Here is a 23,905-nt window from a genome sequence, read left to right as displayed (position 1 = left end):
GACTCACGGTACTTCAAACTATCGTTGCCTTCTTCAGTTTCTTCGAAAGAATCTCTTTATTCTCGTACATCTTTTCATCGGCAACAATCAGCAATTCTCTTATTGATTTACCGTTTTCTGGATAAACTGCTAAACCTACACTGGCAGTCAATTTCACGCGTCTTCCTTTGACAGAGAAGGGTTCACCGAAGGCTTCGTGCACCTTTGCTTCTGCCTCTATTGCCCCTTCTCTTCCAGTAGAAGGCAAAATGAAAACGAATTCATCGCCACCCATTCTTGCAGTCAAATCGCTTCTGCGACAGATCGTAGTTAGACGTTTTGCAATGCTCTTGAGAAGCGCGTCTCCAAAGTCATGGCCTAGAGTGTCATTGACTCCTTTAAAATCATTGAGATCGAGATACAGGATAGCCATTTCTTCCCCGTTCCGTTTTGAGAGCTCAATTTGCCTCATTGCGGAATCGAAGAAGGCCCTGCGATTCGGAAGACCTGTCAGATGATCTTCCATCGACAGTCTTTCCATTAACTCCCTTTGTCTTCTAAGCTCGTTTACCGTGTTAATTCTCCAGAGAAGAACCGATATTGCCTTCCCAAATCCCATAGCGGTATTCATAATTTCCTCATCATCGAAGGCATTTGCAGAACTAAGGCTGTCGAGATTGAAGTACATCTTGACCTCGCCATCTATCTTTATTGGAATAGAGAGTGTGCTCTTGATCTCCAATAACCTTCCTCCCTTGATGATCCTCTTCAATCGCTCACTGTCCATTTTATAGTCGACGCTGTAATCCTTTATGATCACCACCTCATCGCTGCTCTTCTGAATGAGCTCCTCTGGAGCAAAAGAGATCGGCTTAAGTTCTTCAAAATCATAGTTGTAGGTGGCTACGAAGTGGAAGCGGTTGTCATCTTCTCTAAGCAAGAAGGCTGCTGCATCGGCTCTGGGAAAAGAACGAACGCACTTCATTAGGAAGTACTTGTAGGACTCCTCATCGAAATCACTTTCTAGCACTTCCGTAATTAACTCGTTGAGAACTTTCTGGAATCTGTTCTGCTCAACAAGAGCCGATTCGATTCTTCTAATATGCGTTACGTCTTTGAAGGTCAGTATTATCGAATCAGGATCTTCATTTGCATTCCTTCCAATCACCAGACTAATCTCGGCAACGATCGGTGATTCGCCGGACGTAATCAGCTCGACTTCAAATGCTGATAGATTCTGGCCCGCGAATAGAGCAGATCTTGCTTCTCTGAATTTTTTCGCGCCTTCTTCAGAAAGAAAGTCCGAAATCTTCTTCATCTTCAGTTGGCCTTCGTTGAATCCCAGTAGATCACAAGCGGTTTTGTTCGGATAAAGAATATTTTCAGATAGATCCAGCAGAAGAATACCGTCCAACGAGTTACTCAATACTGCGCTGAATTCGGAGATTCTTCTCTTTCGCTCCCTAATATGATAAATTGAACTTGCCAGAAGAATTGGAAAACCCACGACTAAGAGAGCCACGGAAATGAACTCGTAGTAATTCATTCCGGTAAGCGCTTCAAGTAGATCGAAGTATGTCGAAAGTGACAGCAGAATCAGTCCAAGAGGTATTCCCCTATGAAGCTCCCTGTTCCCGAGAAGGTAAGCCGCAACGAGCGAAACCCCAATAATGACCATTTCGCTCAGTACTGCCAGCAGCCTGACTGGCTGAAAAGAGTGCATTGAAAATACTACTGCCGAAACAACTATTATCAAAACTGATGTCAGATATACTTGCAGCTTACCTCCCATAATAGTCAACCAAGGATCACCTCAGTTATATTATACAGCCGCAGAAAAATACCAGGGTTCATTGCACACAGACATTGTAGGCTTTATAATCTACCGCTGATTTCTCACCTTCCCACGATCTAAAATATCTAAAAACAATTGCCGAATTCCCATCATCTGCCGCCTGGAAAGTCCAGGTGACTTTTGAAGGGGCTCCGACTTTTCCACTCTCGTCGGCCAGGACTCTCTTATCGATTTCAATGACAGCCTCTCCAAGAATCTGATACTGCCATGAGTATCCTGTGCTAGCATTCTCTTCCAGAGTAACAGTGAAGGTTGAGCCGGGAGAAACCTCGTTCATCAGAATATTGAAATCAACCTGGCCTTTTTCCTCACCAGCTACATTAACAGTCAATGCCCTGAAGTCTATCGAGTGCTTATCTCCTTCCCACTCCCTGAAGAGTCTTAAGGTGATCAACGCCTTCCCCTCTTTTGCTGCAGTCATTATCCAGCCTTTGACGGAGGGAGCTCCTGGCATCATACTGGGTGTGTTGTGCTCTTCAAGGAAATTTCTCAGCACACCTGTAGGCTCTGCGAAAATATGCCAGAGATAACCCGTGGAAGGATTTTCTTGAACCTCGAGTATGGCAAGATCAGTTACACTCATTGAGTTGGCTGACTCTTTCAGCTCAAATGCAAACCCAGAAGTAATTATCAATGCGATATAACAAATTGCTACTAGTGATTTCTTCATGATACCCACCTCCTATATTAGAAAAAGTTCTTTCTGTCTTCCATCTAAATAGTCAATCTCGCCGTCTCTGAAAGCGACAGTCTCCTCCAAGAATCCATAAACCGACTGGCCACTCCAAGAAGCCACCGGAGTTCTGTTGTTCAACTCCATGGCAAAGCAAGTCGAATCCCTGATTTTAAGATCTCCCGTACCCTTAATCCCTTTCTGATTATTCCACAGTCCTATGATTGGCCCCGCGCCGTGTCCATGATAACCAACAGGATGCGAATAGATCGTCGCATCGAGACCTTTTTCTGCTGCGTCCTTCAATGACATTCTTAACAGCTCGTTACCGCTGATACCCTCTATGAAATTTCGTGCCAGAATGTCCTGAACCTCGTTCGTCCTGAAAATGACATCTTGCAGCTCTTCCAAAACGCTACTTTGACCTTCCCTTTTCAGGTAAAACATTTGCTGTGTATCTGTCGCCAGGCCATTGAAGACAAAACCAAAATCACAGTGTAGAAGATCTCCCTCCTCTATTACTCCTGTACTTCTAGGGTCCTCCACACCGCGCCTTTGAAAGTCAACATCCGGCCCAAACCATGTTTTCAATCCAATATCTACTGCAAGTCGCTTTAGCAGAAACTCAACATCTCGAGTTGTCGTCATACCGGACGATATATTCTCTCTAGAAAAAGCATTCCAGATTATTATGTGCGCAATTCTGTCGAGATGCCTGTATATCTCAATCTCCCTGTCTGTTCTGGTTTGCAGCCAATTGATTGCGATGTTCTCGGCACTCACCAGATTCACTTTACCGCTTAGCTGATTTCTTAGCGACTCGAACAGAGAATGAGTTATTCCGTCGGCCACTGCGAAATCTTCCGAGAAGTCTATTCCAAGACTCTCAATTCTCAGATCTTCAAGCAGCGTTGCAATAGACTTGAGAATATCTCCGTCTTCGACTCTCCATGCGCTTTCGTAGAAGTCTTCCATCTTGCTTCCATAAGGAGATAGCACGAATCTCTTGTCTTCTGTCAAGAGAAACGCTGTTATCCTGCTGGCCCCGTAGAACGAGCCGGGAAGAAGCGTGCTTATTATGGGATCTTCGTTATTTTCCCTTCCGATAACCAACCAGGCGTCGAAATTCTCTTCTTGAAGAAGACCTGGCATGATATTATCCAGTCTATCAAGCAGAACTTCGTTATGTTCACTTATTCTCTCTTCCTCAGAGGGCATATTGGCACCTATCTCTCCGTACTGATCCGCAAATCTATTCATCGGCTCCTCCGTTATCCTTTCCAATGGGGATATCGACTTCCGAGCTTTCGAGAAGCTTCTTCAGATAATCCGCATTCTTCTCCAAAAAGCTCTCTTCAGTCCCCAGATGAACACCTACCGGACCTTTGCTTCTAATTCGCAGTCTCTTGCATGAGCTCTTCTGACGACTAATAAGCCTGTAGGTAATCCCGTCAATCTCAATAAATCCTTTGATTTCCAATTTATCACCTCCTGAGATAATCTATCACGTATATTGTGCAAAACAAAGAACAGTGCAACTCTCTTGCTTTGCCAATGAGATGCAGAGTAAAATTGAGGAACCAAAATCGGAGGAGATAGCGCTGTTGCATAATATGGAACCGAAAAAACTCCAGGGAATTGAGACTATCGCTGAGGAACTCGGCCAGAATCTCATGTCCTTGTCTGTAACAGAACTTTATACAAAGGGAATCGTGTACGTCGATAATCCCGAAGAGCCAAAGATCTATGTAATCTGGAACTGCTGTGATTCGGTTCTGGTTGGAGGCAGGATTGAAGATAATTTGCTCATTCCCTTGCGCGATCTCTTTTCTAAAACTCTTATGATGCTGGCAAGAGGTTTTGGAATTCCTCATCTGAATTTTTATTCAGCTCCAATCATGTATGAAAGACTTGGAAACATCCTAATCGGTTTGGGTCCCAGGCAGGTAAGAAGATCTCTATTTCAGATGCGTTCATCGAAGGACATGAAAAGTGGAAATCGCAACAATGATAATGCTCCTCGAAGAATAACCAGAGAATTGCTTGAGATGGGACTGACTAATACCAAGGCGCTTGAGGGCTGGATATACTCTTTTTGGAAAGACGAGGAGTCCTTCCTAGGTAATAGCGGTGGTTACGCAGTAGTCAAGAAAGGTACGATACTAAGTTGGTGCATCGGCGTGTACAGATCTGCCGATAGAATTGAGGTAGGTCTGGAGACAGTCGAAGAATCCAGAAATCAGGGGTTCGGTATGGCTGTTTCAAAAGAATGTATAAATGAATTCTTATCGAACGGGCTGACAGTTGACTGGCATTGCGACTCGGCGAATAGCCCTTCGCTCTCGATTGCCAGGAAACTCGGGTTCAAAGAAATACTTGAATACAGTATCTATCAGATAGACACTTGAAAGGAGCGAAACAATGAAATCATCAAGACTAATATGCACCGCTTGTGGAAAGGAGTATTCAGACGAGTGTTTTCGCTGCGAATGTGGAGAACCTCTTGAAGTAGTCATTGAGATGAAAAGGACTGTGAAAATACAGTTCCATCGATCAGGTATTTTGGAGAGTTTCTCAGATCTCCTTCCTGGATTGGAAGACAAAAACTTCCTCTCTTTGGGCGAGGGATTCACCCCCCTGACCAGACTCGATGACAAGGACTCTTCAGGGATGGAGCTGTACGCCAAAAACGAATCTATCAATCCAACATGGTCATTCAAGGATAGGGGAAGCTATCTGGCAGTCCTCGATGCGATTCGCAGAGGCTACAACCATATTGGAACTGTATCCACCGGAAACATGGCAGCTTCAGTTGCTGCCTACGGAAAGAGAGCGGGATTGAAAACCACGATCCTTGTTTCCGATTCGATTCCAGATGAGAAGGTCTCTCCAATTTCGATATATGGTTCCAGAATAATCAAGGTTACAGGTGATTATGGCCAGCTCTACTATGATTCTCTAGAAGCCGGAAAGAATAGCGGAATCTACTTTGCAAATTCCGACGTTCCGATGAGGGTTGAAGGATCGAAAACGATTGCTTTCGAGATTTTTATTCAGTTAGGAGAAAGGGTTCCGGACTTTGTAATTGTTCCCACTAGCTCTGGAGGCAATGTAAGGGGAATTGAAAAGGGCTTCCGAGAGTTGAGGGATTCGAAATTGTCAGTCAGTATACCGCGAATGATAGTTGCGCAGGCAGCAGGTTGCTCACCGATTGATCTCGCTTTTTCATCTCGCGCATCCACAATAACCAGATTTCATAATCCAAAAACCATAGCTCATGCAATTGAGAACCCCTTCCCTCCGAGCGGAAATGCGGTCTTGAGAATGCTCAAAAGAAATGGTGGAGCAACTGTAGCAATTGATGAATCAAGTATCTTGAAAGCCCAAAAAAGCCTTGCAAACAACGGGCTCTTCGTGCAGCCTGCAAGCGCCGTTGCTTATGCAGCCATTTCCAAGCTGCGGGAAGAGATCGATGTGAGAAAAGCTTTAGTTGTCGTTGTTCTGACGGGCTCAGGTCTCAAATACCCCGCCATACTTAAGGAACATCCTTCCTTTATTGAATCAACATCTCTTGAATTTCTTGAAGAGATTCTGAAAGGAAACCAAAACTTCATTGACTAAGAATTCCCTTTGAAGTGAAGTTCTTCAATAGAAGGCGCAGTTGAAACAAGCTGCTGGAAAACCCCTGATGGCATCTGGCCAAAAAAGTAATTCCTTTATCAGTCGCGGACTAAGAACGCTATACGATTTATTTGCAGTATTATTTATTTTTTTTAAGGTGGCTATGGTAATGAATTATGCATGTATCAAATTACAAACTCTTCTTGTTGACAGCTCAATTTCTCTTGCCTATAATAGTACTGTAGATGGATAGTTGGTGGTCAAGGAGGGAATTAAATGGCTAGCAAAGAATACACAGTTGGTATCGACCTTGGAACTACAAATTCGGTTATTTCATGGGTTAAGCCTGACGGCAACGTCGAGGTTATTCCAAATGCAGAAGGTAACAGGACTACCCCTTCGATAGTTTCATTCAGCAAGACAGGCGAGATCATTGTTGGCGAACCTGCGAAGAGGCAAACAATATTGAACGCTGATAGAACGGTACGATCAATTAAGAGGAAGATTGGATCTGATTTCACAGTCAAGATTGATGACAAGGAGTACTCTCCTCAGGAAATCAGTGCCTATATTCTGAAGAAGATGAAGACCGACGCTGAGGCCTACCTTGGAGGAAAGATAACGCAGGCAGTTATTACTTGTCCCGCATACTTTAACGATGCTCAGAGACAGGCCACGAAAGAGGCAGGTATTATTGCCGGGCTAGAAGTCCAGAGGATTATCAACGAACCGACGGCAGCTGCCGTAGCTTACGGGATCGACATGAAACGCGGAGATAAGAAGATCATTGTGTACGATTTGGGCGGAGGAACTTTCGATGTTTCCGTTCTAGATATAGGAGACGGTGTGGTCGAGGTTTTGTCAACCTCGGGCAACAACCACCTCGGTGGAGATGACTTCGATCAGAGGTTGATAGATCATATAGCGGAAGACTTCAGAAAGAAGAACAACGTCGATCTTAGAAAAGACAAGCAGGCTTTCCAGAGACTGAAGGATGCCGCAGAAAGAGCTAAGATAGAGCTTTCTTCAAAGTTTGAAACGGAGATTTCTCTGCCTTTCATAACTGCAACTGCTGATGGGCCATTGCATCTCGAGATGAAGATAACCAGATCGACATTGGAGTCTCTTATAAAGGATCTTGTTGAAGGTACCAGAGAACAGATAGAAAGAGCGATGAGCGATGCAAAGCTTACTCCAAAGGAGATTGATGAAGTGCTTCTCGTTGGAGGTTCAACGAGAATACCGATGGTTCAGACTTTCATCAAGTCGATCTTCGGTAAAGATGCAAACAAGAATATAAATCCCGACGAAGCCGTAGCGATTGGGGCGGCATTGCAAAGCGGAATTCTCTCCGGTAGTGTCGAAAGTGATCTGGTACTCGTTGACGTCACACCTTTGACCCTTGGAGTTGAGGTCATGGGCGGTTTGATGGAACCGATAATTGAAAGGAACTCTACCGTACCCGTGAAGAGATCCAAAGTCTTCACAACTGCTGCAGACGGCCAGACAGAAGTCGAAGTGGCGGTCTATCAGGGAGAAAGAACTATGGCGCGAGACAATATGTCACTCGGAAGTTTCAAGTTGACAGGAATAGCGCCCGCTCCAAGGGGAATTCCTCAGATCGAAGTAACCTTCGATATAGACAGCGACGGCATAGTTCATGTTTCCGCAAAAGACCTGGGCACCAATAGAGAACAATCAATGGTTGTCAGTGGAAGACAGAAGATGTCGGAAGACGATATAAAGAGAGTAGTAGAGGAAGCAAAGAAATACGAAGAGCAGGACAAACAAAGGAAACAGGAAATTGAGCTGAAAAATCAGGCTGACCAACTCGCATATAGCATCGACAAACTCCTAAGTGAAAGCGGCGACAAGATTTCATCAGAAGACAGGGGTAAACTTGAAGGCCTCGTGAAAGACCTAAGGGACGCACTAAACGAAGACAACATGCAGAGGGTTAAGCTCCTGTTTGATCAGCTTCAGAAGGAAAGCATGAGAGTTGGACAGAGTGTTTACCAGAAAGCACAGGCTCAAACTCCTGCAGACGGAGTTTCACAGGAAGGTGATAATAATGACAGTGACAGTGGTACCGAGTATATACCGCCGGAAGACAGTAAATAATAGAAATCATAGAGATCCAAAGAATGGAGGTGTTAATATGTTGGCAATCAGAAGAGGGAGCGATCTTTTCAGACCTTTTGAGGAGATTCAAAGAGAGATGGACAGACTCTTTAACGATGCCTTCAAAGGGCTGAACAGCCAGTCGAGAGAATCATCGATGTTTAGTCCTGAAGTTGACATCTACGAAAGGGACAACTCAGTTTTTATCGAAATGGACATCCCTGGAATCAAGAAGGATGAACTCGAAATCAAGGTAGAAGAAGATGTTCTCTCAATCAAAGGCGAGAAGAAGCTTGAAAGAGAGGAAAAGGAAAGAGACTACCACCGCTACGAGAGATATAGCGGAGCATTCCAGAGAATATTTAGGCTTCCTGAGTACGTTAATAGTGATGATGTCAAGGCGAAATACGAAGACGGTGTCCTAAAACTCGAGCTTCCTAAAAAAGAAGAAGTTAAGAAAGAAGCTATTCAAGTGAAGATCGATTAACGTTTGGAGAGAAACTAAGAGGGCGCTTTCGGGCGCCCTTTTTTTGGAGGTGTAATGATGATCAACTATGAAGAGTACACCGAGAAGGCAAAGAAAATCCTCATGGATGTTCAAGACATCCTGATGAGATACAGGCAGAATCAACTTGCATCGGAGCACATTCTTCTTTCCATGCTCGAGGACGGGGATAATATCGCCATCGAAATACTGAACGAGAAGAATATCAGCATAGACTCTCTGAAGAAAGATGTTGAAGAAGTCATCGGTCGTTACGGAAGTAGCCGCGAGTCGACAAACCAGATATATATTACCCCGGAGGCCAGGCACATCCTTGAGAATGCCCGAAGTGAAGCGAGAAGAATGCATGATTCGAAAACTGGAACCGAGCACATACTTCTGGCTATGGTACGGGAGACCTCTGCTGTTGCGAGCAGACTCCTGGCTAAATACGGCATCAATCTGGATAACATATATACGTTGATTCTCAAAGGCCGAACAAAAAGCGGCGCAGAAGAGGATGAGAATCTTTCTTCCTTGAAGAAGTTCACAATCGACCTTACTCAGCTTGCAAAGGAAGGCAAGCTTATGCCCGTTATAGGTAGAGAGGATGAAGTCAGAAGGGTAATACAGATTGTTGGGAGAAAAACCAAGAACAATCCCGCTCTCGTTGGAGAACCAGGAGTTGGGAAAACTGCAATTGTAGAAGGTTTGGCTCAACGTATTGTGAGTGGCGACATCCCCGAATACTTGAATGACAAGAGCGTTCTGGCTCTGGATATGGGTAGATTGGTCGCCGGAACGAAATTCAGAGGAGAATTTGAAGAGAGAATGAAGGACATCATCGATTCAGTGAGAAGGCTCTCTGGTGAAGTGATCCTGTTCATCGATGAGATCCATAGCGTTGTAGGAGCCGGCTCAGCCGAAGGATCAATGGATGCAGCTAATCTCTTGAAGCCGGCTCTTGCCAGAGGCGAACTGCAATGTATCGGTGCAACCACTCTTGATGAATACAGAAAGTATATAGAGAAGGACAGAGCTCTTGAAAGACGTTTCCAGCCAGTAATGGTCGATCAACCGACCCCTGAGGAAACCTATGAAATTCTGGAAGGACTGAAATCCACTTACGAGAAGCATCACGAAATAAAAATCGAAGATGATGCTCTAAGGACAGCCGTCGACCTTAGCGTAAAGTACATAACAGACCGTTATCTTCCAGACAAAGCAATAGATCTTGTTGACGAAGCGGCTTCATTTGTGAGACTTCGAACGGGTTACATGCCTGAAAAGCTAAGACTTCTTGATCGCCAGATCAAGGATCTAGACTCTCAGATAACCTCACTTGCTGAAAAGGGAGAGTATCAGGCTGCTGCAGAGCTGAAGATGGAGGCTGAGAGAAAGAATGAAGACTTTCAGGAAGAGAAAAGGAAATGGGAATCTGATGAGTCGTTTGGAAAGGCCGTGACGCCTGCTGTGGTAGCTTCTATAGTTGAACAGTGGACGGGAATTCCAGCCGGAAAGATGCTTCAATCCGAGCGTGAAAAGCTTCGCGATCTTGAGTCAATAATCCATGAGAGATTCATGGACCAGGAAGAGGCAGTAAAAACTGTCTCTCAAACAATAAGACGCGCTAGAGCTGGATTAAATGCTCCTCACCGACCGTGGGGTTCCTTCTTGTTTGTGGGACCGACCGGAGTCGGAAAAACTGAGCTTGCTAAGAGCCTCGCCTTCATCCTTTTCGGCAGCGAAGATGCGATGATCAGGATCGATATGTCAGAATACATGGAGAAACACGCCGTCTCCAGGCTTATCGGTGCACCTCCCGGCTATGTTGGATACGAAGAAGGAGGTCAACTAACCGAAGCAGTTAGGAGGAGGCCTTACTCAGTCATACTTCTCGATGAGGTTGAAAAGGCACATAAAGAAGTACATAATGTGCTGCTCCAAATAATGGATGATGGACGCCTCACTGATGGAAAGGGAAAGACAGTATCATTTTCAAACACAATTGTAATCATGACCAGCAATGTAGCCTCGGAACAAATAGCTACAATAGCGGATAAGGAGCAAGTTCATGCAGTTGTGGAAGAAGGTCTGCGTAGCGCTTTTAGACCTGAATTCATTAACAGATTGGATTCCGTTGTGCTTTTCCGACCTCTAGATGGCAGAGCTATGGAAGGTATCGTCAAAATGAGGATATCGGAAATGGAGAGAAGGCTTTCAGAACAGAGAATCTCTGTCGAAATCAGCCAGGAAGCACTTGGGTATCTAGCAAAAGAAGGTTATGACAGGGAATACGGTGCCAGACCGGTTCGAAGGTTGATTGAGAAATCCGTAGAGGGTCCGATTGCCGATATGATAATCGACGGATCTCTGGAGGAAGGAATGAAAGTGATAATTGATTCAGATAACTCGGAAATTTTAATAAGAGCCGAAAAAGGATCAGAGAGGTAGCTTCTTCCGATCCTCGTTGTCGGCAATGATGTTATCATTTTCGTAGGAGGTGCTTAATGGACAAAATCTTCTTCACTTACAAGATCCCTGATGAAGGTATGCTTCTACTAAAGAGGTTCGATGTTGAAGTGAACACGGAGGATAGGTTCCTTCAAAAAGAGGAGATTATTCAGAAAGCTAAAGATGCGGCAGGACTTGTGACGTTGCTATCAGATAAGATTGACGCTGAGGTTTTCGAATCACTTCCAAAACTTAAGGTAATAGCAAATTACGCTGTCGGATACAACAACATCGACATCGACGAAGCCCGTAAGAGAGGAATACGAGTAACGAACACACCTGAAGTACTCACCGATGCCACGGCGGACTTGACGTTGTCATTAATGCTGGCCGTCAGCAGAAGAATTGTGGAAGCTGACAGGTTTGTCAGAGAACACAGATTTGTTGGGTGGAAACCGGATTTGTTCACCGGTCCCTCTCTTTCTGGAAAGACTTTGGGAATAATTGGCCTCGGAAGAATCGGAAAGGCGGTTGCAGAAAGAGCAAAGGCATTTGGAATGAATATTGCATATTGCAACAGGAAACCACTGCTGCCGAGTGAGGAAGAGAAGTTTAACGTAAGGTACTTAAGCCTTGAAGAGTTGCTAAGAAGCTCTGATTTCATATCTCTTCATGTCCCACTGACAAGAGAGACATATCACTTGTTAAACGAAAAGAGACTCTCTATGATAAAAACCGGAGCTGTTCTGATAAATACGGCAAGGGGACCTATTGTAAATGAGGCTGCTCTGATAGAGTCTCTCAGGAGTGGCAGATTAGCCGCTGCAGGTCTTGATGTTTACGAAGAGGAACCTGAAGTACCTCAGGAGTTGATTGATCTCGGCAACGTAGTTCTTCTTCCGCATATTGGATCTGCCACGAAGGAAGCAAGAACTGAGATGGCAATAATGGTAGGACGAAATGTGGCCGCTGTTCTCGAAGGAAAGGAACCTCCAAACCCAGTGGTATGATCATCTCGTTTCAAAATACCATATAGGACCATGATATTTATTTCCTGTGCTGTCAATTGCCACGATCTGCCAGTAATAGACTGTGTCAGGTGAGAGCCTATCAATGAAGAAGCTATTTGAACTCGTTGTCCCGTAAAGTTGAGGAGTCGGAGATGTCCCAAGGTAGAGATTGTAGCTGACAGGTTCAATGAACGGAGATGATTTTAGACCGACTCTTGCCCCAGAATCTTTGTTAGAAATCCATATATCAATGTTGCTCAGTGCAACATTGTTATTCCTGACAACGATGTCCCAGCTTAGCATTGCACTATCACCATAGACAAGGGTTCCGTTTTGCATGTTGTTAGTGAAAGTGGCTTGAGGCTGCTGATAAAGCGCGTTTGCAGCGGCTACAATAAACAAGGTGAAAAGAACTGCGAAAAATACTCTTTCCATTGTCTGCACCTCCAAGTGATTTGACTGTGGATTAGACAACAAGGTTTTCATTTCAAAAAAGGAGAGTGGAATCATGAAGGTTAAGAACATTGGTGAGGTTTACAGATGTGAGATATGTGGAAATGTGGTTGAAGTTAAGGAAGCAGGCGGCGGAGAGTTGGTCTGCTGTGGTGAGCCTATGAAGCTCGTACAAAAATAAGAAAAGCCCCCTTAACGGGGCTTTTCCTTTAGAAATACATATCGAATCCAAGAAGTACTGGAATTGGCCAGAAGAACAAGGAAAACTTAAACCTATCTGTCATCCTGGTTACATCAATGAAGCTAATCTCCGGAGAGAGCCTCGTCTTGAATTTCTCGGTTGGCTTGAAGAAAGAGTACATGGCCTGCCCTCTCAACCCAAGCGCAAGCATGAATCTTCTGCCAAACAGGTTAAAGGAGAGATTCTCAACCCCTGTAAGGATTCGAGCATCAAGTCCCGCTTCTAGACCGGAGATCTGTCCGAGCGCACCGGAATATGAGAGAGTAGGACCAACGTATAGCATAGTAGGAGTGAAACTCAAATTCCCGGTTCGAGAAGCATTGAAGACTTCGAAACCCATTCTGTAGTACCCATTCACTGAGAACATTCCGAAAAGGAATGGAAAATAGATTACTGAGCCTCCAACGTTGTTGGCATTGAAGTAACTTCCAAAAGAAGCTGTGGCAACGATCAAGAACGAAATCAGTATTACCGCTATCTTCCTCTTCACTAGACCACCTCCTACATTAATTCTGCACGCTCTATTATACATTTCATTGTACGGCTGTGAAAACCTTAACAAACAAATGTCTCACCGCCACTGTTTCCTGAAGTATCGGAAATGAGATCCCATGTTTTCTTCAGTTTCCAGAACCTTCCAACGTTGGCCACTCTTTTCTGATTGTCAACTGAATATATCTTACACAAAAGGAATTTCATCTTCAAGAAACGGATATAGAAATAGTTGATCATAGTACCATATAGTTGCTGGAGGTTGATCAATGGGTGAACTAATTCTTTCCAGAAAAGAGATTCTCTCCTCCCTCGAAGAAGCCGTTAAGAACAGAGGTACAGTTATGGATAACGGTATACTAAAGGTGGATTCCTTTTTGAATCATCAGATTGACCCTCTGCTTATGAAGAGCGCAGGTGAATTGATTGCCGACTATTTCGGAAGCTGCGGAGTGACAAAGGTTTTGACTGCTGAGAGTTCGGGAATTGCTCCCGCCTTAATGGCTGCCATCAGCCTGGGAGCTCAGCTGGTATTCGCGAGAAAAAGGAGACCGATAACAATGCAAAGATATTTGAGCGAATCCGCCCCTTCACACACTAAAGGCGGGATCGTCGAACTGAACATCTCTCTGGATTATCTGGGAAGTGAGGACAGAGTAATCATTGTTGATGACTTTCTTGCAAGCGGTAAAACAATAGAGGCTCTGGCAAGACTTTCGAACAAGACAGGAGCTTCTCTTGTAGGCTTTGCAGCACTAATTGAAAAGACCTTTGAAGAGGGTCGGTCATTACTTGAAAAGTTCGGCGTTCCGATTCTTGGAATAGTCAAGATCTCTTCACTCGACCCGCTTTCCTTTGTGGAAAATGAAATCTAAAAGCTGGAGCTAAACTGAGCACCAAAATTTACAAAAGAAAGAGACAGTCGATTTTTGTCGAAAGAATTCGTGACAGACCAGTATCTGGAACCAACTCTAATGTAGTAGAACGGACCTACGAAGTGAAGTCCTGCGAAAATATCAACGAATCCATTCCCTTTTCCAAGTCCCGTCGATATCTCCAGACCGACGAAGACCCGATCGTTCATCTTAAGGTTAATATCGGCCGCGGGCCCAAAAGAGAAATCCGTCAGCTTGTGATCGTATTCTCTTGAACCCGAAAGAGTGATCCGCTTAAATGATAGCCTTCCCTGAACACCCAGTTGAAGAGAGAAACGATCCAGGTCAGGCAGAATGTAACGGTAAGTAAGTGAAATAGCATCCTGCCTGAACGCAGATTCATATCTAAAGGGAACTTCCGTGCCTGTTGCTTCAAACGAGCTGTTTACAGTGAAGTGAGATAGGCTGAACTCAATCAAATGTTCTTGAGAAAACCTATATCCCACAGTCGGCACAAAGTATGCACGGAAGCTATTTCTCTCAAGAAGCTCTGTGCTTTCCGAACCTCCTATTTCAAGAGAGCCGTTCCATGGCATTGAAACACCGCTTTCAACCTTGAGCTCAAATTTCGCGGAAGAAAACGCTGTAATTGACAAAAGGAGGAGTATTAGGCATATTCGCCTCAAGCTCATGATCTCAATAACCCTCTCTCTATCATCCAGCCAGTAAGCACTCTCACTTTCTCTATTTCGACTCTATAATGTATACTGGCGAGGAGCTCAACTGCCTCTCTTCCTCCAATTACAGCAGCACCCCCTACAGTGAAGTCTGCGATACTTGCGAAATCTATCCCAAGTTCATCTTTGAGATTCTGAGGAAACGTCTTGATCCATTCAAGACCTAGAGAACTTTCAAAAGCAGGCTCCAGCGGACTCAACGAAGGCAAATTGCCTGAATCGTTGAAGCTCCTTCTCAGTACCTCCCCCTCGTAATTCGAGATTAGAAGATCGAATAAATCGTCACTTCCCTCTCTGCCGGCTACCATTTTCAGAATACGATAAAGCTCACCAATCATCTTTCCCTTAACTTCTAGAAGCAAATCAGGATCCGGCTTGACTAACTGATCCAGAGTATTGAGAGCCGATAGTCCTACCCATTCAAGTTCTGCTTCATCCATCATCTGGGGTGTATCAAAATCGGAGTGATAAAATCTATCAGGAAGATGACCCATGAACGGAGAAGGTATTCCAAGAGTAGTGAAGGCACAGTGATCGGATCCTGCCATGAAGGGGATCTCTCCGAATCTCTTCAGTGGATATCCTGAGTTTGAAGGTAATAGTTTTTTGATATTGAGTTCAAGGATTCGCCCCCATCTCTGCGGAAGATAGGGCGGTACTTCAGAAAGGATAAAAGTCGAACCGGTCTTATCCTGATCGGCACCAACCATGTCGAGATTTATTGTATACATTGGAAGCCTGTTCTCTTCCTTAAGCTGAAGCGCGTAGGGAACACTACCCAGATACTCGGGAACAAGAGCAATCTTCACAGAAAAAGGGAATTTCTCATCATTAAGAATTCTTGCTATTTCCGTGGCAAGAGCCGCGCCACTTGCATTATCATCAGCCCCAGGCGAAGGATGACACAAATGAGCGGTTATCAGCACGTCCGGACCTTCTTTGAAACCGGTAGCATCTATCTGGAGTACCTCAAAATTACCTTCAGTCATCTTAGTTTCGACTCTACATCCTACAGCCGCATTCCCGTTTTTCGCGTGATTAAGGAGTATGTCGAACTTTTCCTTGGTGACGGAAAAGGCTACAGCATTTAGATCGGCAGACTTCCTGTCATAAGGAATTGTCAAGTAATTGGTCATTTGAGGCAAATCGTTCAAACTGCGGCCAATTTCCTCAAAGGCCTTTCTCATATGGCACAACACAAGACATCTCGCTCCGCCCTCGACCACCGCATTTTGAAAGACCTTCACTGGATCATCGTTGGCAAGAACTGCTTTCCCCGAGTAGTTACCCTTGCCATTATATATTGCAAGAGGTAACGTTTCCCAACCATCACTGCTTCCACTTCCAGAAACAAGGGAGACTTTCGTCACCGCCGTGGAAGTTACGAAAACCCTTTCGGGCGCTTCCAGCCAGAGTTCTCCATATACTGGTTCCCAAGCTAGTGTAGAAAGAATGTTTCCCGTTTTGGTAACTCCGTCGGCAGGATACTCGAATACATGAAATCTCTCCTTCGGAAATCCGGCGCGAAGAAGGTAGCCCTTCAGGGAATACATTGATTCGCTGTAGTCCTTACTTCCCCTCATCCTATGATACCCTGAGAGCATTTCAATGAGAGACTTGACCTTTCTTCCATCCAGTCTTTTGCTCAAGCCAATCCACTCCTATTCAGCATAAGTCATCTTTCTGGTCCAGCCATGGCAAAATTCTCACCTGCGACAAAAGAGGCTTAATCACCATTTTGAATGAGATCGATTTCTGCCGCATCTTCCTATCTTGAGCATGCTGATTGTGCACGTTATCCCTTAACCCGGAAAATCTTAATACTGACCTATTGTCATGAAATGAGACATCAATCCAGCAAGGACTCACGGCATCTGACCTTATCCTTGGTCACAAACTAACTGACGATGAATGCTTTAAGACTAAAAGGCCACCCTTTGAAGCCCAATTTGGTTTCGTAAATCATTCTTCGGCTAACACTCTTGTCGGGGCACTGTAAAATATGCTAGAGCGTTCAGAAGCCAAAAGATAAGGAACACAACATCTAATAATCAACTATGAGCGGTAAGATTGACGTCAATTACTTTTTCCCAGTCATCGATACCCTTTCAAGAAGCGTTCGGTCCAACCGATGGCGGCATTGTTAATCAAAATGATGATTGACCTGACTTCCTCACAAAAAGTGCGCAACTTCCCTCACATCAGCCTCAGAAGAAACAGCTCCTCGAATGAGAGTTGCTGGTTCCCATTTGCGCTTATCTACTGCTGTATTGCACCTCACTTTCTTCATACATGTCCATTATAACGACCGGAGCATCCTATGCAGTGAAGACAAAAGATTTGATTCTTCCCATTCCCTTTCTTAACCGTTGAGCACAACTACTCTTTCGGAGAATCTAAAGTCGCCCCCCGAAACATGACGACCGGTAGAGTTACTATTAACCTAAACGCCGGTCAATCTTTCCGCATGTATCATCGCACATTTCTCAATAGCGGTAAGCTTCACCTCTTGCTCTTCGAAAGTCTCTGCAATTGTATGATAGTGATCATATGCCTTTTTCCAGAAGATCGACGCTTTATCGGGATCACTCTCGTTTCTTGCAATCTTCTCCAGAGTCATTCCCTTCACAAGCCAAAGAGATATGTCATCGCTCTTCAACTTCAACCCTTCTTCAAAGACATCAAGCGCTCTGTAGTACTCTTCGAGACGGTCCCTGAACAGAGTTCCCAATTTCCTTATGTAAACGAGCTTCTCTTCGGGTGATTGAAGGGCTTCGATAAGTCTTTCGTAATCTCCTACTAGGATTTGAAGATCCGCCTTGTTTGCATCCTTTGTCTTAGCCTTCAATTCGGACGAGGTACAGTTCTTCTTCAACGCCTCAATATCATTGGCCTCGTCGGAACTATCTGCGTACTTCTCATATCTCTTGTCGGAAACCAGCCGGGCGATATCCCTCATTTTCTTAAGCAGAAGTCTTCTTCCTTCAACCTCTTGAATCTTCGGCAAGATGGCATCCAGTTTGTCCAGCAACAACTCCTCTTTTCCTACAAAAAGAACGATATATCTGTCAATTCTCTCAACCAGATCGCTGACAACTTCGGCTGAATCTCTCTCCACTGAAGAAAGGATTATATACTTGATTGCAAAATCCAGGTACATCATCTCGTCACCGATCGTCGAGCGGGTAAAGTGAATAGCTCTTAGAAGAAGATCCAATTGATCTTCCCTTGAGATCTCACCTGCCTCAGTAATTACCGTCACATAGATCTCTTTCATTTTAGAGAGCGCTTCTCCACTTTCACCTATAAGGGCTTCTTCAATCTTCTCGAGGGCTGCTCGCGCGAAGATCAATCTATGAGACGCTCTGTAGCAGTCTAGAACCAAATCTATAGCCGGGTTAGAATCCTCGCTTGAATACTCCAAAACCATTCTTTTCCAATGGTAATCATCGAATTCTCCTGCAAATCGAGCAATTTCCTTTGAAAAAGCACGCCTTATTGAGTCATCTGCCTTTCCACAAATATCGATTAGTTCTTCAAACGTCTCGTTACTCGTGGAAATCTTGAGTCTCTCTATTATTGCCCTTATGGCACCACCGAAATCCCCGTTTTCTTCTTTTAGGTGACCCAGTTCTTTCAGAAGTCTTTCCTTTTCTTTGTCATTCTGAGATTTCGAAATTCTTCCTTCTGTCTTTGATATCTTCTTTTCCCTTCTTCTTTCACTCACTCTTTTCAATAACATCATTTCCTCCGGCAACAACTGAATGAAATACTTTCAATAAAAGGATACCAGAAAACTCCACATAAAAAACGAGAACTCCTGTTTGAAAAGTGCTCAGAGCGATGACTATCGTCATCAAAGAGATTATATAGCTACAAACGGTTACTCATATCAAAACATCTTCTATGCAGTCAAAAGTCTAACTTGAAAGACTACTACATTTCACACTGATACAGATGAAATATCCATACCGAGAATCAAATCTATCAAAGATCTGCCCCATTCGATCTTGTAACCCCATATTGTTCTCTGTAGAAAGTATATTCGTGCTCCTCTGAACTCGCTAAAAACGCTTTGATCAGACGATTTTGGAATGAATATCACACAGTAACTCTCAGGGTCATCCTGTAGCTCGTACTGTTCAAGATATTCACTGTACTCCGGATCATCTTGAGTATATATCGAACCAGACAGCCCATTTTCAAACCAGTTATTGGAAAGGCGCGCATACTGGATGTAATGGCGCTGCATTACCGACCAATCTCTCCGAAAATCTAGAATTAGGTTCTTCATATCTCCCTCAAGCTCGACAATTGCCATCTCTCTGAGAAGAGCGATTTCGTGACCGCTAAGACCGACCCGTGAACCGGCCTGTTGTTGAAGACGAATCTGAGTAGCATAATCCAGCATCGCCTTCTCATATTGCAGAAAGACTTGATCTGGGCTTCTGAAGAAATTGAATCCCCAAATGTATGATATCGCCAGAAATGCTGTAAGAACAATAAGAAAAGGAAGCCAGAGCTTCAAACTAATGCACCACCCGATTATTTCACATAATCAAAGATAGCACATGTCCACCAAGCGTGATCTCTATCAGAAAGTCCCTTCTTCAAAATAGTCTCAGATGATGTATCATTGTGACTGAATGAGAATGAGAAAGGGAGCTCTATGCTGATAACTTTGAGTAAGGTAGGACATGATTATGGCCAGGACTTTCTGTTCGACGAAGTCTCAACCTCGATCGACAAGAAAGACAAGATAATCCTTCTTGGTAAGAACGGCAGCGGAAAATCAACTCTCATGAGAATAATTTCTGGTGATCTCCTGCCGACTGAAGGAGAGACCTTTCACTCCACAAGTGTGCGGATTGGATATCAGATTCAAAGCAGAATCCCAGATGGACAATTGAGTCTTATGGACTATTATATGCAGGATAAATCCAGCATTCTTCCCGACACGGAGGAATACTATTCCTATGAAAGAAGAGTTAGAAGCATCCTGGTGGGACTTGAATTCTCTGAACAAGACTGGGATAGGCGTCTCGAAACCTTTAGTGGAGGAGAACTAACAAGAATTTCTCTTGGAAAGCTCTTCCTTGTCGACTACGATCTTCTGTTACTGGATGAACCCACAAATCATCTCGATCTTGAATCGACAGAGTGGCTTGTGAATTTCTTGAAAAACTATAAAGGCGCTTTGCTTGTAGTAACTCATGACAGATATCTTATCAGAAACATCGGGAACAGATTCTGGGAGTTGAATGGTGGCTCACTATGGGATTTCACCGGAACCTATGACAAGTACCAGTCAGATAGAGAGATTATGGTCAAAAGTGGCTTAAGAACAAGAGAGAATCTCCTGAAGGAAATCGAAAGACTGGACGCCGTTGCAAAACGCTACAGACTCTGGGGCCAGGAAAAATTCATAAAGCAGGCAATCAACAAAGAAAAGCAAAGAGACAGGCTTAAAGAGCAGTTAGAATCAGTAGATATTCCAGATGAAGAGATGAGACCGACCAAGTTCAGGCTTCCTCAGCCAGATAGGACAGGTTATTCGGTCTTGAAGATCGAAGGACTGTCATTCGGCTTTGGAAATAGGAAACTCTTCAGTAGTTCTTCTGCAGAAATTCACAGACGAACCAAGATCGGCCTTCTGGGTCCTAACGGTAGCGGGAAGACAACCCTGCTGAAGATAATAACAGAGAATCTTGAGGGGTACGTAGGAGAGGTTACATGGGGGCACAACGTTCGTTGGGGTTATCTTTCGCAGCTGACCGAGGATCTTAATTCTTCGAATGATGTGATCACCGAGATTTGGCAAATGATGCGTGGTCAACCCGATTACGAAGTAAGAAAGTATATAGGAAGGTTCGGATTCCCTGGTGATGATGTATTCAAACCGATTTCATCATTAAGCGGGGGAGAAAGAACTAAGCTGGCCCTGGCTAAACTAATTCTCTCTCGACCAAACGTTCTGGTCATGGATGAGCCGACAAACAATCTCGATATCTGGTCGATTGAGAGTCTCGAAGAAGTATTGAAGGAATACGAAGGCTGCATAATCCTTGTTTCCCACGACAGAGAGTTTGTTCAAAACGTGTGTGATCGCTTTTTAATGATAGACAGACAGAAGTTAAGATTTGTATCCTCAGTGGGAGAGTATCTTAGGAGGAACCAAAGAGACGTCGACTCATCGGGCAATGAAGAGGCTAGGCTCAGTTTTCAGGAGAAGCGGAAACTCTCCAACAAAAAGAAAACAATCGTCGAAAAGCTTCAACAACTGATTGACGAGGAGCAGAATTTGTCAAAGGATGTAGAAAGTGCCCAACTTAAGATGGGCCTGTATGCGACTGACTATGAGAAGCTACAACAACTCCAGCGGAACGTAGAGCAGGCAGAAGAAAGACTTCTGGAGATAATTGAAGAAAGAGAGATTTTGCAGAGGGATCTTCAGGAACTCTCAATATTGTTGGAAGAGCAATCATAGTACTAGAAAAGCTGCCGATACTATTGAAAGGCCTATAAAGAGATCGGCGAAGACCAGATATCTTTCGAAATTCCGCTTATCAACTTCAATGATAGATCTGGGATCACTGGCTCCTTTTCTCATAACCCTGTCAGCACCATACCAGAGAAAAGAAGTTATAGCCACAGAAATGAAGAAAATCAGACTCCACATAACCGAAGCCGAATTAATAAATATTATCGAGATCGCGGCGCCTACGACAACCAACGTTATTGCTATCGCAGAAATTCTTATGGTCTCCCAAAAAGTATAGAGATAACCCTGCACCTGAGCTTCCGTTCTGGGGTCACGCATGGGCAACATAAACACTGAAACAAGCAACCCTCCACCCGCCCACAGGACATAAGAAAAGATAAAGATTACCATGGTTGCACCTTCGAAAAATCCCATATAAATCACTCCCAAAAGGGCTGCTAGTCTAATTTCTTTGCAGAAAACAACAAACAACTCTATCCGAAAATGAACACGTTTTTCAAGCACGTTCTACAAAAATCATTATAGCAGATAAGGGAATAACACTAGATCCAGGGTCCCTACCAACAAATTGAGAAATAGGCTGGACAGATTCAAGAGGACCGAGGATAGAGGTATGAAGATCAAGACACCAGCTAGGCGGGACACGATTTGTAAGCCGGCCTGCTGACGTAGGACGGCTCCGCTCCGCGGGGCAACAAAGGATCGGGTTAAAAGAGTGGGTTAGGAAACACGGGTTAACAAGACCGGGTAGAAGGAAACAGAACGGATAATACTTATTTGCTGGTGCAGGGCAATCACCTTCGGTGGCCAGTCTTTGCTTTGCGGGAAAAGAACCGCTTGTCTAGAAAACGCTGAACGGTTTTGAACCCACCTTGATCGTCAGAGGTAGGTCGTTCTCCGGAACGAGGGATTTTTGGAGGAAAGATACTCGTGAAATGATAGCGGCCGCTCAAAAACCCTGTTTGACCAGCATCGTCAGCATGATTCATAATTGAAACGCAAAACTTCTAAGGAAGCCTGATCATAGTACTTTGAGGTTCAGCAACATTAAAGCCGAATCTCTCATATAGTGAGTGCGCATCCTTTGTATTTAGCATTCCCCTAAGTCCTCTCAGTTTTTCGTGGGCCAGAACACATTCTACCAACCATTTTCCAAGACCATTTCCTCTGAATTCTTCCAATACAAACACGTCTGCAAGATAGTATATAGTAGCAAAGTCGCTTATCACTCTCGCAAATCCAATCTGTTCAATATTCATAAGCAGAGAGAAACACAGTGAACTATCGATAGATCTATCAATCTGCTCCTCAGTTCGATTCTTCCCCCAGTATGAACTATCGAGAATATATCGCTTAACTAGATCTCTACTAACCATCTCTTTATTGTCGGTCACTGTATAATCACCGTTTCGAATCTCCATCTGAACCTCCGTTGATATCTGGTAAAGTATTATCATTATATGAGGGAGATTATTGCTAAGACGATCATTTCACCTTTTCGGGAGCGATCCACCAGCTATAAGAGATTCACTTACAATCCGTATCGTGGTTGTCAACACGCATGTATCTACTGCGATTCTCGCAGCCTGTGCTATGGAATAGATGATTTCGAAGACGTCGCCTACAAGTCAAATGCTGTAGAACTCTTGGAGACAGAAATGAAAAGAAAGAGAAAGAAGGGCATAATTTACACGGGATCAATGAGCGATCCCTATTTGCCGGCAGAAGAAGAGCTAGAGATTACGAAAAGATCTCTCGAGGTAATTCGTGACTGTGGGTTCGGGGTGCAAATAACCACAAAGAGCGACCTGATAGCGAGAGATCTGGATTTACTGAAAGACATTTCTGAGCGATACTGCTCGGTGGTATTCACGCTCACTACAACTGATGAAATGTTAGCAAACAAGATTGAAGCAGCGGCACCTTCACCTTCCAGAAGGATTGCAGCTATCCAAGCTCTTGTTGATGGGGGTATCCATGTGGGAATTGCTATGACGCCAATCCTACCGTTTATTGAAGATGATGAGGACAATCTTTCAGCTATACTTACAACTGCAAAAGATGCAGGTGCAAGCTTCGTGTATGCTTCAACTGGAATGACTTTGAGAGATAGACAGAGAGAGTATTACTACAAGAAACTCGATCAGTACTTTCCCGGCCTGACCGAAATATATAGAAAAACATACGGAGACATGTATTCCTGTAGCTCCCCAAAATCCCGTGAGCTAAAGAACTTTATCAAGACTAAAGCTAACTTGCTTGGCATCAGACTTCTTTCATTTGGAGAACCAATTGTTTGCCCTGATCTTGACTCACAACGAACGCTATTTTAGCATACGATCGCTTTCCAAGAAACTCGTAAATCGCTGCAAACTGTATACAACGAAAATACTTTTTTCTGCAAACTA

23 protein-coding genes are annotated in these 23,905 nt (G+C 44.1%); 10 read left to right on the top strand and 13 right to left on the bottom strand.

Annotation, left to right across the window (positions count from 1 at the left end; genetic code table 11):
* Positions 1-13 precede the first annotated feature (13 nt).
* Genes Y697_RS09140 through Y697_RS09125 form a run of 4 tightly spaced genes read right to left on the bottom strand, consistent with a single transcriptional unit; the run spans position 14 to position 3,987 of the window.
* Entirely contained in the window at positions 14-1,771 is a 1,758-nt protein-coding gene (locus Y697_RS09140) for a diguanylate cyclase (RefSeq protein ID WP_259462480.1), read from the bottom strand.
* Between the two features lie 58 nt (positions 1,772-1,829).
* On the bottom strand, positions 1,830-2,504 hold the full coding sequence (locus tag Y697_RS09135; RefSeq protein WP_121551324.1) for a protease inhibitor I42 family protein: 675 nt from the start codon (positions 2,502-2,504) through the stop codon (positions 1,830-1,832).
* A gap of 12 nt (positions 2,505-2,516) precedes the next feature.
* Positions 2,517-3,767, bottom strand: a complete 1,251-nt coding sequence (locus Y697_RS09130) for a M24 family metallopeptidase (RefSeq protein WP_121551323.1) — start codon at positions 3,765-3,767, stop codon at positions 2,517-2,519.
* Positions 3,760-3,987, bottom strand: a complete 228-nt coding sequence (locus Y697_RS09125) for a hypothetical protein (RefSeq protein WP_121551322.1) — start codon at positions 3,985-3,987, stop codon at positions 3,760-3,762. The genes Y697_RS09130 and Y697_RS09125 overlap by 8 nt, the downstream gene beginning before the upstream one ends.
* A gap of 79 nt (positions 3,988-4,066) precedes the next feature.
* On the opposite strand from Y697_RS09125, the gene Y697_RS09120 reads away from it, so the two are divergent.
* The 6 genes from Y697_RS09120 to Y697_RS09090 all read left to right on the top strand — a co-directional run bounded on the left by Y697_RS09120 (position 4,067) and on the right by Y697_RS09090 (position 12,197).
* Entirely contained in the window at positions 4,067-4,915 is an 849-nt protein-coding gene (locus Y697_RS09120; protein WP_147433195.1) for a GNAT family N-acetyltransferase, read from the top strand.
* A gap of 13 nt (positions 4,916-4,928) precedes the next feature.
* On the top strand, positions 4,929-6,128 hold the full coding sequence (locus Y697_RS09115; RefSeq protein WP_121551320.1) for a threonine synthase: 1,200 nt from the start codon (positions 4,929-4,931) through the stop codon (positions 6,126-6,128).
* A 276-nt stretch (positions 6,129-6,404) separates the two neighbouring features.
* A complete protein-coding gene (gene dnaK, locus Y697_RS09105; protein WP_121551318.1) occupies positions 6,405-8,249 on the top strand; it encodes a molecular chaperone DnaK in 1,845 nt (614 codons plus the stop codon).
* Positions 8,250-8,286: 37 nt separating this feature from the next.
* Positions 8,287-8,736: an Hsp20/alpha crystallin family protein gene (locus Y697_RS09100; protein ID WP_121551317.1), complete on the top strand. Its 450-nt coding sequence runs from the start codon at positions 8,287-8,289 to the stop codon at positions 8,734-8,736.
* A 57-nt stretch (positions 8,737-8,793) separates the two neighbouring features.
* Positions 8,794-11,187 (top strand): ATP-dependent Clp protease ATP-binding subunit, encoded by a 2,394-nt coding sequence (locus Y697_RS09095; RefSeq protein ID WP_121551316.1) that lies wholly within the window; start codon positions 8,794-8,796, stop codon positions 11,185-11,187.
* 56 nt (positions 11,188-11,243) lie between these two features.
* Positions 11,244-12,197 carry a D-glycerate dehydrogenase gene (locus Y697_RS09090; protein ID WP_121551315.1) on the top strand — a complete coding sequence of 318 codons (954 nt, stop codon included), beginning with the start codon at positions 11,244-11,246 and terminating at the stop codon, positions 12,195-12,197.
* Here Y697_RS09090 and Y697_RS09085 read toward each other — a convergent pair whose 3' ends face one another.
* Complete coding sequence (locus tag Y697_RS09085; RefSeq protein ID WP_121551314.1) at positions 12,198-12,632, bottom strand: hypothetical protein; 435 nt, start codon at positions 12,630-12,632, stop codon at positions 12,198-12,200.
* Between the two features lie 73 nt (positions 12,633-12,705).
* Here Y697_RS09085 and Y697_RS09080 point away from each other — a divergent pair, with 73 nt between their 5' ends.
* Complete coding sequence (locus tag Y697_RS09080) at positions 12,706-12,831, top strand: desulfoferrodoxin FeS4 iron-binding domain-containing protein (RefSeq protein ID WP_121551313.1); 126 nt, start codon at positions 12,706-12,708, stop codon at positions 12,829-12,831.
* Between the two features lie 28 nt (positions 12,832-12,859).
* On the opposite strand, the gene Y697_RS09075 is transcribed toward Y697_RS09080, so the two are convergent.
* Together Y697_RS09075 and Y697_RS14715 are read right to left on the bottom strand one after the other, a co-directional pair.
* The gene (locus tag Y697_RS09075; protein ID WP_121551312.1) at positions 12,860-13,381 is read right to left on the bottom strand and encodes a hypothetical protein; all 522 of its coding nucleotides are present in this window, start codon (positions 13,379-13,381) and stop codon (positions 12,860-12,862) included.
* 65 nt (positions 13,382-13,446) lie between these two features.
* Complete coding sequence (locus tag Y697_RS14715; RefSeq protein ID WP_183083769.1) at positions 13,447-13,590, bottom strand: hypothetical protein; 144 nt, start codon at positions 13,588-13,590, stop codon at positions 13,447-13,449.
* Between the two features lie 62 nt (positions 13,591-13,652).
* Between Y697_RS14715 and xpt the strand changes: the two genes are divergently transcribed.
* The gene (gene xpt, locus Y697_RS09065) at positions 13,653-14,258 is read left to right on the top strand and encodes a xanthine phosphoribosyltransferase (RefSeq protein ID WP_121551310.1); all 606 of its coding nucleotides are present in this window, start codon (positions 13,653-13,655) and stop codon (positions 14,256-14,258) included.
* Here the strand turns inward: xpt and Y697_RS09060 are convergent.
* From Y697_RS09060 to Y697_RS09045, 4 genes are all read right to left on the bottom strand, one after another.
* Positions 14,255-14,914 carry a hypothetical protein gene (locus tag Y697_RS09060; protein ID WP_259462418.1) on the bottom strand — a complete coding sequence of 220 codons (660 nt, stop codon included), beginning with the start codon at positions 14,912-14,914 and terminating at the stop codon, positions 14,255-14,257. The two genes, xpt and Y697_RS09060, sit on opposite strands and share 4 nt — an antisense overlap.
* A 32-nt stretch (positions 14,915-14,946) precedes the next feature.
* A complete protein-coding gene (locus tag Y697_RS09055) occupies positions 14,947-16,644 on the bottom strand; it encodes a DUF4910 domain-containing protein (protein WP_121551308.1) in 1,698 nt (565 codons plus the stop codon).
* Positions 16,645-17,438: 794 nt separating this feature from the next.
* Positions 17,439-18,737, bottom strand: a complete 1,299-nt coding sequence (locus Y697_RS09050) for a hypothetical protein (RefSeq protein ID WP_121551307.1) — start codon at positions 18,735-18,737, stop codon at positions 17,439-17,441.
* 201 nt (positions 18,738-18,938) lie between these two features.
* On the bottom strand, positions 18,939-19,523 hold the full coding sequence (locus tag Y697_RS09045; protein WP_121551306.1) for a hypothetical protein: 585 nt from the start codon (positions 19,521-19,523) through the stop codon (positions 18,939-18,941).
* Between the two features lie 141 nt (positions 19,524-19,664).
* Between Y697_RS09045 and abc-f the strand changes: the two genes are divergently transcribed.
* Positions 19,665-21,482 carry a ribosomal protection-like ABC-F family protein gene (gene abc-f, locus Y697_RS09040; RefSeq protein ID WP_121551305.1) on the top strand — a complete coding sequence of 606 codons (1,818 nt, stop codon included), beginning with the start codon at positions 19,665-19,667 and terminating at the stop codon, positions 21,480-21,482.
* Here the strand turns inward: abc-f and Y697_RS09035 are convergent.
* Both Y697_RS09035 and Y697_RS09030 read right to left on the bottom strand, forming a co-directional pair.
* Complete coding sequence (locus Y697_RS09035; RefSeq protein ID WP_121551304.1) at positions 21,477-21,911, bottom strand: hypothetical protein; 435 nt, start codon at positions 21,909-21,911, stop codon at positions 21,477-21,479. The two genes, abc-f and Y697_RS09035, sit on opposite strands and share 6 nt — an antisense overlap.
* A gap of 593 nt (positions 21,912-22,504) precedes the next feature.
* Positions 22,505-22,954, bottom strand: coding sequence for a GNAT family N-acetyltransferase (locus tag Y697_RS09030; protein ID WP_220665739.1), 450 nt, complete (start codon positions 22,952-22,954; stop codon positions 22,505-22,507).
* A gap of 3 nt (positions 22,955-22,957) precedes the next feature.
* Between Y697_RS09030 and Y697_RS09025 the strand changes: the two genes are divergently transcribed.
* Entirely contained in the window at positions 22,958-23,830 is an 873-nt protein-coding gene (locus tag Y697_RS09025; protein WP_121551302.1) for a radical SAM protein, read from the top strand.
* Positions 23,831-23,905 lie beyond the last annotated feature (75 nt).

Source organism: Mesotoga sp. BH458_6_3_2_1 (assembly GCF_003664995.1).
Classification (GTDB): domain Bacteria; phylum Thermotogota; class Thermotogae; order Petrotogales; family Kosmotogaceae; genus Mesotoga.
This window is presented reverse-complemented; position numbering and strand designations above follow the sequence as displayed.

What these genes read in the sequence shown, in the direction of transcription:
- Y697_RS09050 (WP_121551307.1), bottom strand. Translation starts at nt 18,737, where the DNA reads ATGTTATTGAAAAGAGTGAGTGAAAGAAGAAGGGAAAAGAAGATATCA.
- Y697_RS09035 (WP_121551304.1), bottom strand. Translation starts at nt 21,911, where the DNA reads ATGGGATTTTTCGAAGGTGCAACCATGGTAATCTTTATCTTTTCTTAT.
- abc-f (WP_121551305.1), top strand. Translation starts at nt 19,665, where the DNA reads ATGCTGATAACTTTGAGTAAGGTAGGACATGATTATGGCCAGGACTTT.
- Y697_RS09100 (WP_121551317.1), top strand. Translation starts at nt 8,287, where the DNA reads ATGTTGGCAATCAGAAGAGGGAGCGATCTTTTCAGACCTTTTGAGGAG.
- Y697_RS09120 (WP_147433195.1), top strand. Translation starts at nt 4,067, where the DNA reads ATGCAGAGTAAAATTGAGGAACCAAAATCGGAGGAGATAGCGCTGTTG.
- xpt (WP_121551310.1), top strand. Translation starts at nt 13,653, where the DNA reads ATGGGTGAACTAATTCTTTCCAGAAAAGAGATTCTCTCCTCCCTCGAA.
- Y697_RS09095 (WP_121551316.1), top strand. Translation starts at nt 8,794, where the DNA reads ATGATCAACTATGAAGAGTACACCGAGAAGGCAAAGAAAATCCTCATG.
- Y697_RS09030 (WP_220665739.1), bottom strand. Translation starts at nt 22,954, where the DNA reads ATGATAATACTTTACCAGATATCAACGGAGGTTCAGATGGAGATTCGA.
- Y697_RS09080 (WP_121551313.1), top strand. Translation starts at nt 12,706, where the DNA reads ATGAAGGTTAAGAACATTGGTGAGGTTTACAGATGTGAGATATGTGGA.
- Y697_RS09140 (WP_259462480.1), bottom strand. Translation starts at nt 1,771, where the DNA reads ATGGGAGGTAAGCTGCAAGTATATCTGACATCAGTTTTGATAATAGTT.
- Y697_RS09115 (WP_121551320.1), top strand. Translation starts at nt 4,929, where the DNA reads ATGAAATCATCAAGACTAATATGCACCGCTTGTGGAAAGGAGTATTCA.
- Y697_RS09085 (WP_121551314.1), bottom strand. Translation starts at nt 12,632, where the DNA reads ATGGAAAGAGTATTTTTCGCAGTTCTTTTCACCTTGTTTATTGTAGCC.
- Y697_RS09130 (WP_121551323.1), bottom strand. Translation starts at nt 3,767, where the DNA reads ATGAATAGATTTGCGGATCAGTACGGAGAGATAGGTGCCAATATGCCC.
- Y697_RS09090 (WP_121551315.1), top strand. Translation starts at nt 11,244, where the DNA reads ATGGACAAAATCTTCTTCACTTACAAGATCCCTGATGAAGGTATGCTT.
- dnaK (WP_121551318.1), top strand. Translation starts at nt 6,405, where the DNA reads ATGGCTAGCAAAGAATACACAGTTGGTATCGACCTTGGAACTACAAAT.
- Y697_RS09025 (WP_121551302.1), top strand. Translation starts at nt 22,958, where the DNA reads ATGAGGGAGATTATTGCTAAGACGATCATTTCACCTTTTCGGGAGCGA.
- Y697_RS14715 (WP_183083769.1), bottom strand. Translation starts at nt 13,590, where the DNA reads ATGAAATTCCTTTTGTGTAAGATATATTCAGTTGACAATCAGAAAAGA.
- Y697_RS09135 (WP_121551324.1), bottom strand. Translation starts at nt 2,504, where the DNA reads ATGAAGAAATCACTAGTAGCAATTTGTTATATCGCATTGATAATTACT.